This window comes from Lacinutrix cladophorae, assembly GCF_053604645.1.
Window position 1 is genome coordinate 479,740 of the sequence record NZ_JBSHNR010000121.1, and the last position, 19,623, is coordinate 499,362.

The following is a 19,623-nucleotide window of genomic DNA, read 5'->3' on the forward strand; positions in this document are numbered from 1 at the left end:
AGCTATTAGTTTTTAGTTGAAAAAGCCTAAACGTAAGTTTTGGCTTTTTTTATGCCTATAAATCAGGTAGTGATTTTAGAAGTTACATGGGATTAAAGAAAAAATCCTATTTTATTTAGTAAATTCATTTTTACATTTTAACGAATTTTTTGCGTTTAATTGACAAATTATTTTTTTATATTAATTTATTGTAATGGTCATGAATCTTGTGGAAATAGGATTAATAACGCTTCCGATGGTGAAGTAGAAGATTATACCGTAAATATTATCAATAATACATTATCTACTTCAGATATTACTTTATCTGCTGTTTCTGTTTATCCAAATCCAATGAAAGAGAATGTAGTAGTTAAATTGCCTTCTCCATTTAATTATCAAGAATTAAACATCACGTTACTTGATTTACAAGGTAGAATTATTCGTAACAAATCGGTTACTAATTCCCAAAGTGAAATACATTTTAATGGATTAGAAAAGCTAAGTAATGGTGTTTATTTTATGCGAATTACAGAAGGAAATAAGACTTTAATTTCAAAAAAACTTATCAAAATATAAGTCGTTTTATATAATAAAAAGAAAAGCCTCTGAAATTTCAGAGGCTTTTCTTTTTTATAAACTTAACAAATTCATACAAATTCATTAATTTCGCAACTCTTAAAAGAAAATGATAAAATGAGCACGACTTTTCCTGAATATAAAGGACTTAACTTACCAAATGTTGCAGACGAAATCTTAAACTATTGGGAAGAGAATAACATCTTCGAAAAAAGTGTAACCACTAGAGAAGGTGCAAAACCGTATGTGTTTTTCGAAGGACCTCCTTCAGCAAACGGATTACCTGGTGTACACCACGTATTAGCTCGTGCTATTAAAGATATTTTTCCGCGATATAAAACCATGAAAGGCTACCAAGTAAAGCGTAAAGCTGGTTGGGATACACATGGTTTACCTATAGAACTTGGTGTAGAAAAAGAACTAGGTATTACGAAAGAAGATATTGGTAAAACTATTTCTGTCGAAGATTACAACGCTGCTTGCCGTAAAGCAGTAATGCGTTATACCGATATCTGGCATGATCTTACCAATAAAATGGGATACTGGGTAAATATGGACGATCCCTATATTACCTACGAACCTAAATACATGGAAACGGTTTGGTGGTTACTAAAAGAGATTTATTCTAAAAATTTAATGTATAAAGGCTATACCATTCAGCCATATTCACCTAAAGCAGGAACAGGTTTAAGCTCGCATGAGGTAAACCAACCGGGAGCATATCAAGATGTTACAGATACCACTATTGTTGCGCAATTTAAAGCCATAGAAAATACCTTGCCCGACTTTTTACAAAACGAAGGAGATATTCATTTTATAGCTTGGACTACCACACCTTGGACACTTCCAAGTAATACCGCATTAACGGTTGGACCAAAAATAGATTATGTTTTAGTGGAAACCTATAACCAATACACATTTCAACCTATGAATGTGATTTTGGCAAAAGCTCTAGTAAACAAACAGTTTGATGGTAAGTTTAAAAGAGTTGAAGAAAAAGTAGCGCTTTTAGAATATAAAAATGGGGATAAAAAAATACCTTATTACGTAGTAAAAGATTTTAAAGGAAAGGATCTTGTTGGTATTAAATACGAACAACTTCTACCGTACGCTTTGCCAAATGATAATCCTCAAGATGCTTTTCGTGTAATCTCTGGAGATTTTGTAACTACAGAAGATGGTACAGGTATCGTACATACAGCACCAACCTTTGGAGCAGATGATGCATTAGTTGCTAAGCAAGCCACACCAGAAATACCACCATTATTGGTAAAAGACGATAATGATAACTTAGTGCCTCTTGTAGATTTACAAGGTCGTTTTAGACCAGAAATGAAAGAGTTTGGAGGTAAGTACGTTAAAAACGAGTACTATAAAGATGGTGAAGCTCCAGAGCGTTCTATAGATGTAGAAATTGCTATTAAGTTAAAAGAAGAAAATAAAGCCTTTAAGGTTGAGAAATACAAACACAGTTATCCACATTGCTGGCGTACAGATAAGCCGATATTATACTATCCATTAGACTCTTGGTTTATAAAAATTACAGATGTTAAAGGTCGTATGCATGAGCTTAATACAAGTATTAACTGGAAACCAAAATCGACAGGAGAAGGTCGTTTTGGTAATTGGATAGCGAATGCAAACGATTGGAATTTATCCCGTTCTCGTTATTGGGGAATTCCACTACCAATCTGGAGAACAGAAGATGGTAAAGAGGAAATTTGTATTGGTTCTGTAGAAGAACTAAAAGCTGAAATGGCAAAAGCAGTTTCCGCAGGAGTTTTAGCAAAAGATATCTATGCAGATTTTGAAGTAGGAAACAATTCCGAAGAAAACTATGCGAAAATAGATTTACATAAAAATATAGTAGATGAAATTGTATTAGTTTCTGAAAGCGGACAACCTATGAAACGCGAAAGCGATCTAATAGATGTTTGGTTCGATTCTGGTTCTATGCCTTATGCACAATGGCATTATCCTTTTGAAAATAAAGAATTAATTGACGAAAATAAATCCTTTCCAGCAGATTTTATAGCAGAAGGAGTAGACCAAACACGTGGATGGTTTTATACTTTACATGCTATTGGAACAATGGTTTTCGATTCGGTAGCGTATAAAAATGTAGTTTCCAACGGATTGGTTTTAGATAAAAACGGACAAAAAATGTCGAAGCGTCTAGGTAACGCTACAGATCCTTTTGAAACCTTATCGACCTATGGAGCAGATGCAACGCGTTGGTACATGATTGCTAATGCAAACCCTTGGGATAATCTAAAATTTGATGTCGATGGTATTGAAGAAGTGAAGCGTAAATTCTTCGGAACACTATATAACACCTATTCATTCTTCACATTATATACCAATATTGATAAGTTTAGTTATGCAGAAGCAGATATTCCTTTAGAAGAAAGACCAGAGATTGATCGTTGGATTCTTTCCGAATTGCATACATTAATTCAAAAAGTAGACGATTACTATGCAGCATATGAACCAACAAAGGCAGCAAGAGCAATTTCAGAATTTACACAAGAGTATTTAAGTAATTGGTATGTGCGTTTAAGTAGAAGACGTTTCTGGAAAGGAGATTACCAAACCGATAAAATTTCGGCATATCAAACCTTATATACTTGTATGTTAACCATAGCGAAACTTGGAGCGCCAATTGCACCATTTTTTATGGATAGACTTTACTTAGACTTAACAAAAACTACACGCACAGAGAGTTTTGAAAGTGTACATTTGGCGGAGTTTCCAAAAAGTGATACTGCTTATATCGATAAATCTTTAGAGCGTAAAATGGAAGCAGCACAAACAATCTCTTCTTTAGTCTTATCGTTACGTGCTAAAGAAAAAATTAAAGTGCGTCAGCCATTGCAAAAAATTATGATTCCTGTAGATTCAACCCAACAAAAGGAAGAGATTTTAGCAGTTGCTAATTTAATAAAACACGAAGTAAATATTAAAGAGGTAGAGCTTTTAGATGATGCTTCCGATATATTAGTGAAACAAATAAAACCTAATTTTAAAGCTTTAGGACCTCGTTTTGGAAAGGATATGAAAGCGATTGCTGGAGAAATTCAGAAATTTACCGCTGAAGACATAAAAAAAATCGAGCAAAATGGTGTTTTAGATGTGGAAGTTAACGGAAAAAGTATTACTTTGGAACTCAGTGATGTAGAAATTACATCACAAGACATTGAAGGTTGGTTGGTAGCAAATGAAGGTAATTTAACCGTTGCTCTAGATGTTACTATAACCGAAGAATTACGTAAAGAAGGGATTGCTCGTGAGCTCGTAAACCGTATTCAAAATTTACGTAAAGATTCTGGATTTGAAGTTACAGATAGAATAGATGTGAAGCTTCAAAAAGAAGACCAAATTGTAAAGGCAGTAGAGACTAATATAGAGTATATTAAAACCGAAACCTTAACCGAAACGTTAGAAATTGTAGAACAAATAGATAATGGTATAGAAATTGCTTTTGATGCTATAAATACCAAATTATTTATTACAAAACATTAAAACTATGGCAACAGATATAAACGTAAGATATGCAGATAAAGATTTAGCTGAATTTAAAGAGTTAATACAAGAAAAAATTCAAAAAGCACAACACGATTTAGAGCTTATTAAAAGTGCGTATATGAATGACCATAATAATGGTACAGATGATACATCACCAACGTTTAAAGCTTTTGAAGAAGGTAGTGAAACCATGAGTAAGGAAGCGAATTCGCAATTAGCAATTAGACAAGAAAAGTTTATTCGTGATTTAAAAAATGCACTTATTCGTATCGAAAATAAAACCTATGGTATTTGTCGTGTTACTAAAAAGCTTATCGCTAAAGAGCGTTTAAAATTAGTGCCACATGCTACTTTAAGTATTGAAGCTAAAAACTTGCAATAAAATTTAAAAATAGAATCTCCTTAGAATTAAGAGACTTTATAACTACAACACAAACGCTTCAATTTTATTGAGGCGTTTGCTTTTTAACCTTTTGTCATTCCCAGAATAGTAGCGCAATTTGAATAAAATGAAAACCATTATTTACATACTATTTTTTTGTTTTACAGGCTTGGTAGAAGCGCAAAATATCACAGAAAAAACTTTTCCTGCAACTACAGTTACAAGTATAAATATTAATGGTGAAAATATATTTCAAATTACTGTAGAAACCAAACCAGTAGATGCTATTACAATTTATTCAAGAGTAGAAGGCGAAAATAACCAAGACTTTATTTTGGTTACAGAAACTAAAAACAATAATCTACATGTTTCTGTAAAACAACAGCCTTTATTTAAAGATGCTAACGATAAATTAAGTGCACACAAAGTGATTTCTGTTGCCATTCGTTTAGTGATTCCAGAAAACTTAAAAATATTGGCAAATATTTATAATAGTGATTTTATCGTGAAAGGACGATATAGAAATGTTGTAGTGAATTCTAATTATGGGAATTGCTTTTTAAATACTTTTCTCGGTAATGCAAAAATTTATACTAGAAACGGAAATATTGCATTGCAAACAAAGGATGCAAATATTGTTGCAACTTCTAAAAATGGTTTAATTAAAACCGAGGAAATAAATACTGGTTTCCACCAAATAGAAATTAAAACCATAAACGGAAACGTAAGTATAACTAAAAGTCAATAATATTCCTATTTTTGCTAAAAATCGCCTGTTAAGATTTTGTCACATTCCGTTTGTCGAAGTGTGTTTATTTAGAAACTAGAAGACAAATTTATGTCATTAAAAAAATCAATAGTACTCATCCTTATTATATTACTAATAGATCAGGTTAGTAAAATATACATAAAAACACATTTTTTACTTGGTGAAAGCGTAGAGGTTTTCGATTGGTTTAAAATTTATTTTATAGAAAATGATGGTATGGCTTGGGGAACTAAAATAAGCGATTTTGTTACTTTTATTAGTGATAGAACAGCTAAGATATCTTTAACGATTTTTAGAATTGTAGCTATAATAGGTATTGGGTATTGGTTAGTAACTGCAATTAAAAAACATAACCCAAAGGTACTTATTCTTGCCATTACTTTAATTTTTGCTGGCGCTTTAGGTAATATTATTGATTCCACATTTTATGGCATTTTGTTTAGTGATAGTTATCACCAAGTTGCTTCCTTTTTACCAGAAAGTGGTATTAATGGACATATTTTAGAAGGTAAAGTGGTAGATATGCTTTATTTTCCTTTGTGGAAAGGCTATTTACCAGAATGGTTACCGTTTTATGGTGGTAAATACTTTACTTTTTTCGAGCCCGTTTTTAATGTTGCAGATATGGCCATAAGTGCTGGTTTTATTATGCTAATTGTTTTTAATAAAAGAGCATTTCATAAAGAGTAAATTTTCTATATTTATCCTTATTTAATAGAATATTTTCTATATATTGTATTGTTTAAATACAGTGCTTTATGAAAATATATATTCTAAATTTTCTTTTATTTTTCAGCTTTATCCATTGTTTTTCACAATTACGTGTAAAAACATACTATGAAAATTCCAATGATGGAATAGTGTTTTTTGCAGATAATAATGAAGACTGTGTCGTTTCTATTAAAATAAAATTGGAATTAGATAACTTGTATTCTTCTTCAGGTAAGGAAACAATATCGGTACTTCCTGCTAGTACAAAACAAATAGAACTTACCACTTTGACTAGAATAGACAAAAAAAAGAAATATAAGGTAAGTGGTAGTACATGGTATAATTATGGCAATCATTTTCAGAAGGAATATGATACAGCATTTGCTTATAGTTTACCATTTCAAAAAGGAGAAAGATATCTTGTGAATCAAGGATATAATGGAAATTTTTCGCATCAAAACAAAAACCAATTAGATTTTGCGATGCCAATTGACACTCCAATAGTAGCAGCAAGAAAAGGTGTCGTAATTAAAGTTGTAGATACATTTAATACGCATTGTGAAGCTGAAGCATGTGAAAAATTCAATAATTTAATTTATATCTTTCATCAAGATGGTACCATTGCAGAATATGTACATATTAAAAGAAATGGCGCAAAAGTTGCCATTGGTGATACGGTTGCACAAGGGCAAATCATTGCAAAAAGTGGTAATGTTGGCTGGTCTACAGGGCCACATTTGCACTTTTCTGTTTTTTTACAACGACTTGGAGGGCAAAGAAAGCATGTGAAGACCAAGTTTAAATTATACAATGGTTTTAAAACAGGCTATTTATTGGAAAAAGAAAATTATATACGAAATTACAACTAAAATCGATACACCTCATTTGGCGTAACACAATAATCTAAAGTAATATCACTTTCAAAAACATCAGTAATTGTAGTTTCAGCATCAAAAAAAGAAAGCCCAATTTTTATAGTTTCAGGTTTGCAAGAAGCTAGAAATTTATCGTAAAAGCCTTTGCCATAACCAACTCTATTTCCAAGTTTATCAAAAGCTAAAAGAGGTACAAAAACAAGCTCTATATTTTCTGCAGGAATTGGTATTCCATCCACTGGTTCTGGAATATTATATTTGTTTTTTTTAATGGTGGTATTATCTGTAAGCAGAAAATTATTCAACAAACCGGTTTTAAAATCACTTTTAGAGAGCACAATGTTTTTATCTTTTCCAGATAGTATATTTAAAATATAGTCTGTATTTACTTCGTGTTGTTCGGTAATACTTAAAAAAATATGGTAAAAAGAAAAGTTCCAAATATCTAATTGCAAAAGTTGGTTGGCAATTTGTAAACTAAAATCGTCTAATTGCGTTTCGGTTAACTCTTTACGTTTTAATCGGTATGCAATTCGTAATTCGGCTTTTGTCATAATAATTCTTTAGAAATATGAAACAAAGCATCTCCTTGATATACAATTGGTAATTCGTTAATATTAATAAGGTATCCCGAGTTGTCTGCTTTTACAAAATGGTTAAACTTACCATAGGGATCTGTAATGTTTCCAATAACATCCCCCTTTTCAACAAAGCTACTTATTTCTATAGTGGCTTTAAACATGCCGGAGTATTTTGCTCTAATCCATTTGCTATCATTTATAAAAACACAATCTGTTTTAGGTGTAGAAACTTTAAATTTACTAGATAGCATACCCAAACTATGTAGTACACGTTTAATACCATTTACACCATGGTTAGTGACATTATTGTCTATGTGAAAAGATTTTCCACCTTCAAAAAGAAGCATTGGTTTTCCTAATTTATGACAAGTGTTTCTAAAGGATTTATTGAGGTTTTTGGAATAGAGTATAAAGGGAGCTCCAAATTCTTGAGCCAATTGATCTAAAGTTTTACTGCCTTTAATAATTCTAATTTGAGGTGCATTAAAACGTCCAGCGCCACCAGTATGGAAATCCATAATAAAATCTACTTCTGTTACAATTTCATGTATTAATTTATAGGCAACTCTACTTGCTAAAGAACCTTTTAAAGTTCCAGGAAAAACACGATTTAAATCTCTACCATCCGGAAAATCCCTAGATAGATTTATAAATCCAAATACGTTAATTACTGGAATACAAATAATGGTTCCTTTTTTAGGTTTGAAGATCCCTTTGGCTATTATTTGACGAATAATTTCAACACCATTTACTTCGTCACCATGAATTCCTGCGGTTAATAAAACCGTTGGCCCTGGTTTTTTAGCGCGCTCAATAAATACAGGGACTTCAACAGAGTTTGAGGTGTGTAGTTTTGCAACTTCAAAAGAGATTTCTTTGCTCTCTCCTAGTTTAATGGTTTCCCCAAGAATGGTAATTGCTTCTTTATGGTCTGTCATACATTAATTATCGATTTTTTTCAATATAAGTAATAATGCTTTTAGCTATATTTTTTCCAGTAGCATGTTCAATGCCTTCTAAACCAGGAGTAGAATTAACCTCTAAAATTAATGGTCCTCTGCTAGATTGCAACATATCTACACCACAAACAGGAAGTTTTAGTGCTTTTGCAGATTGAATGGCTAATTTTAACTCTGGTTCGCTTAGTTTTATAACATTTGCACTTCCTCCTCTGTGTAAATTAGAACGAAATTCACCCTCTTTACCTTGGCGTTTCATAGCGCCAACTACTTGTCCATTTACAATTAAAGCACGTAAATCGGCCCCTTTTGCTTCGCCAATAAATTCTTGTACAATTACTCTTGCTTCTAAACCATTAAAAGCCTCTAATACAGATTCTGCTGCATTTTTGGTTTCGGCTAAAACAACTCCTAAACCTTGGGTTCCTTCCAATAGTTTTATAATTACTGGAACTCCTCCAACGTGTTCTATAACCTCTTCAACATCTCTACTGTAATTAGTGAAAACGGTTTTTGGCATACCAATTCCTGCTTTACTTAAACGCTGTAAACTTCGAAGTTTGTCTCTAGATCTTTGAATGGCATCACTAGTAACAATAGTAAAAACACCCATTTCTTCAAATTGACGTACCACAGCACAACCGTAAAAAGTTATCGATGCACCAATACGAGGTATGATTGCATCTACATAATTTAGATATCTATCTTTATAATAAATAGTTGGTTTTTGTTGTTCAATAATAATATCACACTTTAAAGGGTCTATTACCTCTATTTGGTGACCACGCCTTTCGCCTTCTTTAACTAGTCTACTAGTGGAATATAAATTAGCGTTACGCGATAAAATAACTATGTTCATAATGTTTTGAAGTTGTGTGATATGTTTTCTTGGTCTACATCAACCAAGAATTTTCGTTTTAAAAATTGCCTGCCAATAAGTACAGGAAATTTCATGTCTTCTCTGGTGCTTAAAGTTAAGTTAATCTTATATGTTTTTCCAAAAATAATGACTTCAGATTTTACTTTAAACCTATTTTCTTTAAAACCATTGCTACTTTTAATATTTGTTTTAGTAAAGTTTTCAAAAATTACTTCTTTGCCACTAAAATTAGGGTGGCCCTTACTATAAAAAGTGCATATTAAATTTTCACCATCTACTTGTATCTGAGAACAGTGTATAGCAGAGGTATACGCACCTGTATCTATTTTAACATCTATGGTGTACAAATCTAGTTTCGGGAAGTCTATTTTATCTACTCTTCCTATTGTTTTTTTAGTCATTTACTATATTTCAAAAAGTGGCGCAATGTAATAATTAAGTATTTGTAAAAAGCTTCTTTTTTATTAAAAAATTAAACGTTAAAAGCAGTGTGTTTTTTCTTTAAAAAAAATTAAAATAAGTACATTTACAAGATGAGTGAACCTGCTTTAAAAATACAACTTAAAACCTTACCGAATGCTCCCGGAGTATACCAGTACTTTGACGAAGAAGGTACGCTTATTTATGTAGGTAAAGCTAAAAATATAAAAAAACGTGTGAGCTCTTATTTTACCAAAACACATGAAAATGGTAAAACAAGAGTATTAGTGAGAAAAATTGCTAGTGTAAAACATATTGTTGTAGAAACAGAAACAGATGCTTTATTACTAGAAAACAACCTGATTAAAAAAAACAAGCCAAGGTATAATGTGCTACTTAAAGACGATAAATCCTATCCTTGGATTTGTTTAAAAAAAGAACGTTTTCCTAGAGTGTTTTCTACCAGAAGAGTTTTTAAAGATGGAAGCGAATATTTTGGACCATACACAAGTATGAAAACGGTTTCTACGCTTTTAGATTTAATTAAAGGTTTATACCAATTACGCACATGTAATTACGATTTATCCCCAGAAAAAATTGCAGCAGGAAAATATAAAGTTTGTTTAGAATATCATTTAGGAAACTGTAAAGGAGCCTGCGAAGGGTTGCAAACAGCACAGGCTTACGAAGAAAATATAATTGCGATTAGAGAAATTTTAAAAGGAAACTTTAAAGATTCGTTATCGCAATTTAAACAACAAATGAAGCAATTTGCAGAAGAAATGCAATTTGAAGAAGCGCAAAAAATAAAAGAAAAAATCCAAGTGCTTGAAAATTACCAAGCAAAATCTACCATTATAAACCCTAAAATTAGTAATGTAGATGTGTTTAGCATTGTTAGCGATGAAAGTTTTGGTTATGTAAATTTCTTGCAAATTTCTTATGGTTCTATCATTCGTTCGCATACATTAGAGATTAAAAAAAAATTAGACGAAACCGACCAAGAACTTCTTGAGCTTGCTATTACAGAAATTAGACAGCGTTTCAATTCTAATTCTAAAGAAATTTATGTTCCTTTTAAGGTAAACGTTGGTGAAAATCTTAAAATAACAATACCACAGTTAGGTGATAAAAAACATATCTTAGACCTTTCTATTCGAAATGCAAAGTATTTTAGAATGGATCGCTTTAAGCAAATAAAAATTACAGATCCAGATAGGCATGTTAAACGAATCATGGCGCAAATGAAAGCCGATTTACGTTTAGGGGAAGCCCCAAGACATATTGAGTGTTTCGACAACTCTAACATTCAAGGTACACATCCTGTTGCTGCTTGTGTAGTTTTTAAAAATGGAAAACCTAGCAAAAAAGATTATAGGCATTTTAATATTAAAACAGTAGTTGGTCCAGACGATTTTGCTTCTATGGAAGAAGTTGTATATAGAAGATACAAGCGTTTGTTAGATGAAAAACAACCTTTACCACAATTAATTATCATTGATGGAGGGAAAGGACAGCTTTCTTCTGCTTTAAAAAGTTTAGATGCATTAGAATTAAGAGGGAAAATTGCGATTATCGGAATTGCGAAACGTTTGGAAGAATTATTTTATCCAAATGATCCAATTCCACTATATTTAGATAAAAAAAGCGAAACCCTTAAAATAATACAACAATTACGTAACGAGGCGCATCGTTTTGGTATCGAGCATCATAGAAATAAAAGAAGCAAAACAGCATTAAATACAGAACTGGAAAGTATTCCTGGAATTGGTGATAAAACCATTATAGAATTACTAAAAACTTTTAAATCTGTAAAACGAATTAGCAATGCAAAACTAGACGAACTGGAAGCTGTAGTTGGTGTATCTAGAGCAAATAAAATATATAATTACTATCACAATAAATGAATAAATTACTAACGTTAATATTGCTTCTTTTTAGTCTTTTAAGTTTCTCTCAAGAGCTAGAACAAGAGGACTTAAAAGTAGGTTTGGTCTTGAGCGGTGGTGGAGCAAAAGGGCTTGCGCATATTGGTACGCTTAAGGTTATTGATAGTTTGGGGATTCGCGTAGATTATATTGCTGGTACAAGTATGGGTGCTATTATAGGTTCTTTATATGCATCAGGTTATTCGGGTAAAGAAATAGATTCTATTTTTAAAGATGTAAATTTCGATGATATTATTAGTGACAACTTACCTCGAAAAGCAAAAACTTTTTATGAACGAGATAATTCTGAAAAATATGCAGTAACACTTCCGTTCAAAAAATTTAAAGTAAAACTACCACGAGCATTATCTAGAGGTCAAAACACATTAAGTTTACTAACTAAATTAACATTGCATGTAAGTGATATAGACGATTTTAGTAAACTCCCAATTCCGTTTTTTTGTGTGGCAACCAATATTGAAAATGGAGAGGCTGTGTATTTAGAGTCTGGAAGTTTGCCACAATCTATTTTGGCTAGTGGTGCTTTTCCTTCGTTGTTTCAGCCCGTTAGAATAAAGGATCAGGTTTTAATAGATGGAGGTGTTGTAAATAACTATCCAATAGATGAGCTTAGAGCAAAAGGTGTAGATATCATTATTGGTGTAGATGTACAGGACGATTTAGAAACGAGAGATCGACTACAATCAGCAACTAAAATTCTGCTACAAATAAATAATTATAGAACGATAAACGATATGAAAATCAAGTCTAAAAAGACCGATATTTATATTAAACCAGATATCACGAACTTTAATGTAGTGTCTTTTAGTGAAGGCCGAACTATAATAGATAATGGTGTATTAGAAACCAATAAGCACTTAAAAGAACTTAAAGACATTGTAGCTAATCAAATAAAAAAGAAACCTAAAATTACAAAAATAAAACCTATAGATAGTCTTACAATTAAAGGTATTAGTGTTAATGGATTAGATAAATATACCAGAGCTTATGTACTTGGTAAATTAAAATTTAAATCCGACGAAAAAATAAGTTATAATACTTTTCAAGATGGTGTAAACAATCTTACAGCAACAAATAACTTTGAAAATGTAAGTTATAAATTAACACCTTCTGTAGATGATATAACGTATGTAATGAATATTAACCTTAAAGAAAGTAGGCAAAATACTTTGCTTAAGTTAGGTATTCATTATGATGATTTGTATAAGAGTGGTGTTTTAGTAAATGTAACACAAAAAAAAATACTATTTAATAGTGATGTAGCTTCCTTAGATTTTATAGTAGGAGATAATATTAGGTATAATCTAGACTACTATATAGATAAAGGTTTTTATTGGAGTATTGGTGTGCATTCTAGATACAATCAATTTAAACAAAATGTAGAAGCACAAACGATTTTAACTCCAGATCAATTGCTAGCAGTAAATGTGAATAAATTAGATGTGAAACTTATAGACTTTACCAATCAATTTTACCTGCAATCCTTATTTCGAAAAGATTTTTCATTAACATTAGGAGCAGAACATAAACACTTAAAAATAAAAACCGAAACCATACTTACCAATGCAAATCAAGAGGAAACTACTTTCGATAATAGTAGTTATTTCAGTCTTTTCGGAAAATTAAAACTAGATACTTTCGATAATAAATATTTTCCAAATGAAGGTGTTTATTTTGATGGCGATTTTCATTTGTATCTCTATTCATCAGACTTTAATAAAGATTTTTCAGAATTTTCAATTGCTAAGGCAACCATCGGTTATACAAAGAGTTTTAATAAAAATATTACCGCAAACATTACCGCAGATGGAGGCTTTAAAATTGGCGAAAACTCTAATAGATCTTTAGATTTCGTAATAGGGGGTTATGGTAATAATTTTATAAATAATTATAAATCGTTTTATGGTTATGACTTTTTATCTTTAGTTGGAAATAGTTTTGTAAAAGGAACCATAAATTTTGACTACGAAATTTTTAAAAAGAATCATGTCAACTTCGCTGCAAACTATGCCAATATAGATGATAATATCTTCGATTCTGGCGACTGGTTTTCTGCTCCAGATTATTCTGGTTATGCAGTTGGTTACTCCCTAGACACCTTTTTTGGTCCAATAGAAGCAAAATACTCTTGGTCGCCAGAAACTAAAGAAGGAATGTGGTTTTTTAATGTAGGTTTTTGGTTTTAAAATAGTCTCAAAAATTTTCACGATATTTGTAAGACATCAAATAAGGTGTACGAATTAAGTTGTAGCTAATAACTTGTTTATTAACTATTAACATCGGATTAGTTTAATAATTTAAAGTATCCAGATGAAACCATTTTGGCAAGACATATTAATCTTTTTAAAGTTTCTTATTAAAAGAAACCCTGAATGATAATGCATTATACCATTTAAAAAAGTATCTATTAACTTTAAATTTAAAAGAATGCCATTTTATCATAAACTCGGGAAAATTCCACCCAAAAGACACACACAATTTAGAAAACCGGATGGTTCTCTGTATGCCGAACAATTATTTGGTACCATAGGCTTCGATGGAATGTCTACAAATTCTTATCACGAGCAAAGACCAACACAAGTAAAAGAAATAAAAAAACAATATAGTGTAGCACCAAAAATTGCTAAAGCAAACCATATACAATCGTATCGTTTTAGAGGTTTTCAAGTCAAACCAGAAAACGATTATTTAGAAAGCAGAAAAGCAGTACTTACTAATAGTGATTGTACTATAATTCTTGCAGCTCCAAAACAAGCAACACAAGATTATTTTTATAAAAATACAGATGCAGACGAATTAATTTTTATCCATAAAGGAACAGGAAAACTTCGTACACATCTTGGTAATCTAGACTTTAAATATGGTGACTATCTTTTAGTACCTAGAGGCGTTATTTACAAAATAGACTTCGATACCGAAGATAATAGACTCTTTATTGTAGAATCTAAAAGACCCATATATACGCCAAAAAGATACAGAAACTGGTTTGGGCAATTACTAGAACATTCCCCTTTTTGCGAACGCGATATTCGTCAGCCATATGAGTTAGAAACTAATAACGAAAAAGGCGACTTTACCATTAAAGTAAAAAAACAAGACGATATTTTCGAAATGGTCTACGCATCACACCCTTTCGATGTGGTAGGATACGATGGTTACAATTATCCTTATGCATTTTCTATTCACGATTTCGAACCAATAACAGGGCGCATTCATCAACCACCTCCAGTGCACCAAACTTTCGAAACCGATGCATTTGTAGTTTGTAGTTTTGTACCAAGATTATACGATTACCACCCAGACTCCATACCAGCACCTTACAACCATAGTAATATTGATAGTGATGAGGTGCTCTATTATGTAGATGGCGATTTTATGAGTAGAAACGACATAGCGGCAGGGCACATAAGTTTACACCCAGCAGGAATACCACATGGTCCACACCCAGGAGCTACAGAACGTAGTATTGGGCAAACCAAAACCGATGAGTTAGCTGTTATGGTAGATACCTTTAAACCATTAATGGTTACCGAGGAAGCAATGAAAATTGCAGACGAAGAGTACCTTAAATCTTGGTTAGAACATTAAATTATTAATTATTAGAAGCTATTTCCTGCTTTCGGCAGTCGCTCTTTTCAAGGAGCTCCAACAAAGCCTCAATCAGGGCTAGGTGTTTTTGCAAACAAATAGCTTTAACAAACATTAAAATCATCTAAAGATGGCAAAAGAAATTAAATCAGTAAACTACGGTTTAGAAAAAATATTCGAAGGAGCGCAAGACTTTCTTCCACTTTTAGGAACAGATTATGTAGAGTTTTATGTTGGTAACGCAAAACAAGCAGCCCACTTTTATAAAACAGCATTTGGGTTTCAATCACATGCATACAAGGGTTTAGAAACAGGATCTAGAGACTCTGTAAGTTATGTGTTAACACAAGACAAGATTAAGTTGATGCTAACCACGCCCTTAAATAGCAAATCACCAATAAACAACCATATTGTAAAACATGGAGATGGTGTAAAAGTAGTGGCGCTTTGGGTAGAAGATGCAAGACAGGCTTATAAAGAAACCACTGCAAGAGGCGCAAAATCATACATGGAGCCAACAGTAGAAACAGACGAACATGGAGAAGTGGTTCGAGCAGGAATCTATACCTACGGGGAAACGGTGCACATGTTTGTAGAACGTAAAAATTACAATGGCGCATTTTTACCAGGATTTCAGAAATGGGAATCCGATTATAACCCACCAACTGCAGGATTAAAATACATCGATCATATGGTTGGAAATGTAGGTTGGAACCAAATGGATGTTTGGGTGAAATGGTATGAAGATGTAATGGGATTCGAAAATTTCTTATCGTTTGATGATAAACAAATTCACACAGAGTATTCCGCACTAATGAGTAAAGTAATGTCTAATGGAAACGGAAGAATAAAATTCCCAATTAACGAACCAGCAGAAGGAAAGAAACGCTCACAAATTGAAGAATATTTAGATTTTTACGAAGGAGCTGGTGTCCAGCATATTGCTGTAGCAACAGATGATATTATTAAAACTGTTTCGCAATTAAGAGCCAATGGAGTAGAGTTTCTTTCTACACCTCCAGAAGAATATTATAGAGCTGTTCCTGGAAGATTAGAAGAGTTTAGCCATGAATTACGAGAAGATATTGAAAAATTAAAAGGCTTAGGTATCATGATTGATGCAGATGAAGAAGGGTATCTTCTGCAAATTTTTACCAAACCAGTAGAAGATAGGCCAACTTTGTTTTTTGAAATCATTCAAAGAATGGGAGCAAAAGGATTTGGAGCAGGTAATTTTAAAGCACTTTTTGAATCTATTGAAAGAGAACAAGCTAAAAGAGGAACCTTATAACAAATATTTAACACCTTACTACTTAAAAACTCTAACAATTATAAGGTTAGAGTTTTTTTGTTTTTTACTTTTGGAATAGTAATTGTAATTATTACATAATAACAATATAATGTAAGATAGTGAGTTACATTTACAACCTATAGCAATATGAGCAAATTATTAATATTATTACTAGCATTAGCTACGATGAGTTCTACACAAGCACAAGAGGCAGAAGCTTTTCAAGCTGGAGAATGGTTTCGTTTCGAAATGAGCTACAGTGGCTTCTTAAAAGCAGGAAATGCAACCTTAACTGTAAAAGATGATGAAATAGATGGAAAACCAGTATATCATGTTGTAGGTAAAGGCTGGACAACAGGTGCGATTAAGTGGTTCTTTAAAGTAAAAGATAGATACGAAAGCTATTTTGATAAAACTACGCTATTGCCATATAGATTCATTAGAAACATTGATGAAGGTGGTCATACCAAAGATATAGAAATAGACTTTGATCAAGAAAATAGAAAAGCACATATCAACAATAAAAAGAAAAAGAAAAAACTTGTTGTAGATACCAAACCAAATGTACAAGACATGGTTTCTATGTATTATTACTTAAGAAACAAAATAAATATTTCTACTCTTAAAATAGGTGATGAAATTAAAACAGACATGTTTTTTGATGAAGAAAATTATGGTTTTAAAATTAAGTACTTAGGTGAAGAAATTATAGAAACAGAATTTGGAGATGTAAGAACACTAAAATTTAGACCATATGTTTTAGCAGGACGCGTCTTTAAAGAAGAAGAAAGTTTGACGCTTTGGGTTTCAAAAGACAAAAATAAATTACCTTTACGTATAAAGGCAGATTTAGCTGTAGGTTCTCTTAGAGCAGATTTAGATGCTTTTAAAGGCTTAAAACACCCTTTTAAAATTATTGCAGATAATTAATGGATAAAGATATAACCAATCAACTCAAAGAAAAATTCGATAATATAGGCCAAGATTTAGATGTACATTTACAAGGCTTATTATATAGTAAACCAATAAATTATTGGGATTATATACAAACAGACGCATTGTTAGATCTTCAAACGCAACGCACTGTTTTACCAGACGAAATGGTCTTTATCATGTATCATCAAATTAACGAATTGTTGTTTAAAATGATACTTTGGGAAATCGATCAAGTAGCTAAAAAAGAAGAAATTGAAGCTCCTTTTTTTACTGAAAAAATAATGCGTATTAGTCGCTATTTCGATATGCTTACCTCTTCATTCACCATTATGAAAGATGGCATGGATGTAGAACAATACAACAAGTTTAGAAATACCTTAACGCCAGCGAGTGGTTTTCAAAGTGCACAATACAGAAAAATAGAGTTTGCTTCCACAGAACTCATCAATTTAATTGATAATAGATTTAGAGATACTATCGATAGAAACACACCTTATGAGCATGCTTTCGATCATTTATATTGGCAAGCTGCAGGAAAAGACTACAAAACAGGTGAGAAAAGCTATTTATTAACAGTTTTTGAGGATAGATATAAAGACGAATTTATTAGATTTACAAAATTTTATAACACGCATAATCTTTATACTAAATTTAAAGCATTACCACAAGGTGTTAGAGAAAATAAAGAATTAATAGATGCGATGCGTCATTATGACCATACTGTTAATATTAAATGGGTTATGGCTCATTATAATACAGCAAACCACTACTTAAATATTGGAGGTAAAACTGCTGAAGCTACAGGAGGAAGTGAATGGGTAAAATACATGCATCCTAAATATCAAAAAAGAATATTTTTTCCAGAACTATGGAGCGAGCAAGAATTAAAAGATTGGGGAACAGATGTGTAATTGCAATAGCAACTATATGTTTGTTTTATAGCTGTAAACAAGAACCAAAAGAAATTATTTCCGAAGAAATAGCAATTGTAGAACCAGAAGAGGTTTTAGAGTTTGGCTTTAACCTCAATGATTATATAGTAAAAAGAGATACTATTCAAAAAGGGGATAGCTTTGGCGAAATATTACAACGTAACAGTATCAGTTTTGCTAATATTTTTAAAATTGCCGAAAAATCAAAAGATACTTTCGATATCAGAAAACTACAAGTAGGTAAGCCATACACCCTGTTATGTACTAAAGGGGATTCACTAGAAAAACCAAATTGCTTCATATACCAACCAAATAAAGAAGAATATGTAGTAATTAATTTTCAAGATTCTATTCATGCATATACTAGTAGAAAACCTATAAAATATGTAGAAAAAGAAGTGGCAGGTATCATTACTTCTAATATTTCAGAAGCATTAGATAATCAAAATGTAAGTGTGCGTTTAGCGTATAAATTAGCAGACGAAATTTATCCTTGGACTATAGATTTTAGACGCTTGCAAAAAGGAGATCGTTTTAAAGTAATCTACACCGATAAATATATAGATGATAGTATTTATGCTGGAGTTGCAGATGTAAAAGCTGCTTTTTTTGAACATAATAACGAACCTTTTTATGCTTTCGAATTTGAAACAGATAGCATCAAAGGAATTTCCGATTATTTTAATGAAGAAGCCAAAAATCTTCGTCGGGCTTTCTTAAAAGCACCTGTTAAGTTTAGCCGAATTTCATCTCGCTATAATTTAAAAAGACGTATTGCTTATTATGGTAACAAAATACGTCCGCATAGAGGTACCGATTTTGCAGCGCCAAAAGGAACACCAATTCTTGCAACTGCTAACGGTACTGTAATAGAATCTACCAGAAGAGGTGGTAACGGTAAATTTGTTAAAATAAGACATAACGCAACTTACGAAACGCAATACCTTCATATGAAAGCGCAAAACGTTAAAAAAGGACAGTTTGTTAAACAAGGAGATGTTATTGGATGGATTGGTATGACTGGAAATACAGGAGGACCTCATGTATGCTATCGTTTTTGGAAAAATGGAAAAGAAGTAGATCCATTCAAACAAAAACTTCCAGAAGCAGAACCTATTTCAGATAGTTTAAAAATAAAATATTTAGACTTTATTAAACCACTAAAGCTTCAATTAGATAATATTCAATATCAAAGCCAAGAACTAGAAGAAGAGCTAATCGAAGAAGAGTTATTAGATGCGAACCTAATTACACATGTAAACCACTAAAA

Annotated in this window: 17 protein-coding genes; 13 read left to right on the plus strand and 4 right to left on the minus strand. The window is 31.9% G+C overall.

What is annotated here, in order from left to right; genetic code table 11:
• The first annotated feature begins 159 nt into the window (after nucleotides 1-159).
• From ACVC3Y_RS15125 to ACVC3Y_RS15150, 6 genes are all read left to right on the plus strand, one after another.
• The gene (locus tag ACVC3Y_RS15125; RefSeq protein WP_452227345.1) at nucleotides 160-555 is read left to right on the plus strand and encodes a T9SS type A sorting domain-containing protein; all 396 of its coding nucleotides are present in this window, start codon (nucleotides 160-162) and stop codon (nucleotides 553-555) included.
• Between the two features lie 117 nt (nucleotides 556-672).
• Entirely contained in the window at nucleotides 673-4,077 is a 3,405-nt protein-coding gene (gene ileS, locus ACVC3Y_RS15130; RefSeq protein WP_452227346.1) for an isoleucine--tRNA ligase, read from the plus strand.
• A 4-nt stretch (nucleotides 4,078-4,081) separates the two neighbouring features.
• The gene (locus ACVC3Y_RS15135; protein ID WP_303421047.1) at nucleotides 4,082-4,462 is read left to right on the plus strand and encodes a TraR/DksA family transcriptional regulator; all 381 of its coding nucleotides are present in this window, start codon (nucleotides 4,082-4,084) and stop codon (nucleotides 4,460-4,462) included.
• Between the two features lie 127 nt (nucleotides 4,463-4,589).
• Nucleotides 4,590-5,210: a hypothetical protein gene (locus ACVC3Y_RS15140; RefSeq protein WP_452227347.1), complete on the plus strand. Its 621-nt coding sequence runs from the start codon at nucleotides 4,590-4,592 to the stop codon at nucleotides 5,208-5,210.
• Nucleotides 5,211-5,300: 90 nt separating this feature from the next.
• A complete protein-coding gene (locus ACVC3Y_RS15145) occupies nucleotides 5,301-5,921 on the plus strand; it encodes a lipoprotein signal peptidase (protein WP_452227348.1) in 621 nt (206 codons plus the stop codon).
• 68 nt (nucleotides 5,922-5,989) lie between these two features.
• Nucleotides 5,990-6,811 (plus strand): M23 family metallopeptidase, encoded by an 822-nt coding sequence (locus ACVC3Y_RS15150; protein ID WP_452227349.1) that lies wholly within the window; start codon nucleotides 5,990-5,992, stop codon nucleotides 6,809-6,811.
• Here ACVC3Y_RS15150 and ACVC3Y_RS15155 read toward each other — a convergent pair.
• The 4 genes from ACVC3Y_RS15155 to ACVC3Y_RS15170 are packed head-to-tail and all read right to left on the minus strand — an operon-like array spanning nucleotide 6,808 to nucleotide 9,638.
• Complete coding sequence (locus ACVC3Y_RS15155; RefSeq protein ID WP_452227350.1) at nucleotides 6,808-7,371, minus strand: 5-formyltetrahydrofolate cyclo-ligase; 564 nt, start codon at nucleotides 7,369-7,371, stop codon at nucleotides 6,808-6,810. The genes ACVC3Y_RS15150 and ACVC3Y_RS15155 overlap by 4 nt on opposite strands.
• Nucleotides 7,368-8,336, minus strand: a complete 969-nt coding sequence (locus ACVC3Y_RS15160; protein WP_303421033.1) for a succinylglutamate desuccinylase/aspartoacylase family protein — start codon at nucleotides 8,334-8,336, stop codon at nucleotides 7,368-7,370. The genes ACVC3Y_RS15155 and ACVC3Y_RS15160 overlap by 4 nt, the downstream gene beginning before the upstream one ends.
• A 7-nt stretch (nucleotides 8,337-8,343) precedes the next feature.
• A complete protein-coding gene (rimK, locus tag ACVC3Y_RS15165; protein ID WP_303421031.1) occupies nucleotides 8,344-9,216 on the minus strand; it encodes a 30S ribosomal protein S6--L-glutamate ligase in 873 nt (290 codons plus the stop codon).
• Entirely contained in the window at nucleotides 9,213-9,638 is a 426-nt protein-coding gene (locus ACVC3Y_RS15170; protein ID WP_303421028.1) for an ATP-dependent zinc protease family protein, read from the minus strand. Before ACVC3Y_RS15170 ends, rimK begins: the two co-directional genes overlap by 4 nt.
• Nucleotides 9,639-9,770: 132 nt before the next feature.
• On the opposite strand from ACVC3Y_RS15170, the gene uvrC reads away from it, so the two are divergent.
• The 7 genes from uvrC to ACVC3Y_RS15205 all read left to right on the plus strand — a co-directional run bounded on the left by uvrC (nucleotide 9,771) and on the right by ACVC3Y_RS15205 (nucleotide 19,621).
• Nucleotides 9,771-11,564 (plus strand): excinuclease ABC subunit UvrC, encoded by a 1,794-nt coding sequence (gene uvrC / locus ACVC3Y_RS15175; protein WP_452227351.1) that lies wholly within the window; start codon nucleotides 9,771-9,773, stop codon nucleotides 11,562-11,564.
• On the plus strand, nucleotides 11,561-13,792 hold the full coding sequence (locus tag ACVC3Y_RS15180; protein WP_452227352.1) for a patatin-like phospholipase family protein: 2,232 nt from the start codon (nucleotides 11,561-11,563) through the stop codon (nucleotides 13,790-13,792). Before uvrC ends, ACVC3Y_RS15180 begins: the two co-directional genes overlap by 4 nt.
• A gap of 241 nt (nucleotides 13,793-14,033) precedes the next feature.
• Nucleotides 14,034-15,194, plus strand: coding sequence for a homogentisate 1,2-dioxygenase (locus ACVC3Y_RS15185; RefSeq protein WP_303421021.1), 1,161 nt, complete (start codon nucleotides 14,034-14,036; stop codon nucleotides 15,192-15,194).
• A 130-nt stretch (nucleotides 15,195-15,324) separates the two neighbouring features.
• Nucleotides 15,325-16,485 carry a 4-hydroxyphenylpyruvate dioxygenase gene (hppD, locus tag ACVC3Y_RS15190; RefSeq protein WP_452227353.1) on the plus strand — a complete coding sequence of 387 codons (1,161 nt, stop codon included), beginning with the start codon at nucleotides 15,325-15,327 and terminating at the stop codon, nucleotides 16,483-16,485.
• Between the two features lie 147 nt (nucleotides 16,486-16,632).
• Entirely contained in the window at nucleotides 16,633-17,415 is a 783-nt protein-coding gene (locus ACVC3Y_RS15195) for a DUF3108 domain-containing protein (RefSeq protein WP_303421017.1), read from the plus strand.
• Nucleotides 17,415-18,332 carry a tryptophan 2,3-dioxygenase family protein gene (locus tag ACVC3Y_RS15200; protein ID WP_452227354.1) on the plus strand — a complete coding sequence of 306 codons (918 nt, stop codon included), beginning with the start codon at nucleotides 17,415-17,417 and terminating at the stop codon, nucleotides 18,330-18,332. Before ACVC3Y_RS15195 ends, ACVC3Y_RS15200 begins: the two co-directional genes overlap by 1 nt.
• Complete coding sequence (locus ACVC3Y_RS15205) at nucleotides 18,290-19,621, plus strand: peptidoglycan DD-metalloendopeptidase family protein (protein ID WP_303421013.1); 1,332 nt, start codon at nucleotides 18,290-18,292, stop codon at nucleotides 19,619-19,621. The genes ACVC3Y_RS15200 and ACVC3Y_RS15205 overlap by 43 nt, the downstream gene beginning before the upstream one ends.
• Nucleotides 19,622-19,623: the final 2 nt, after the last annotated feature.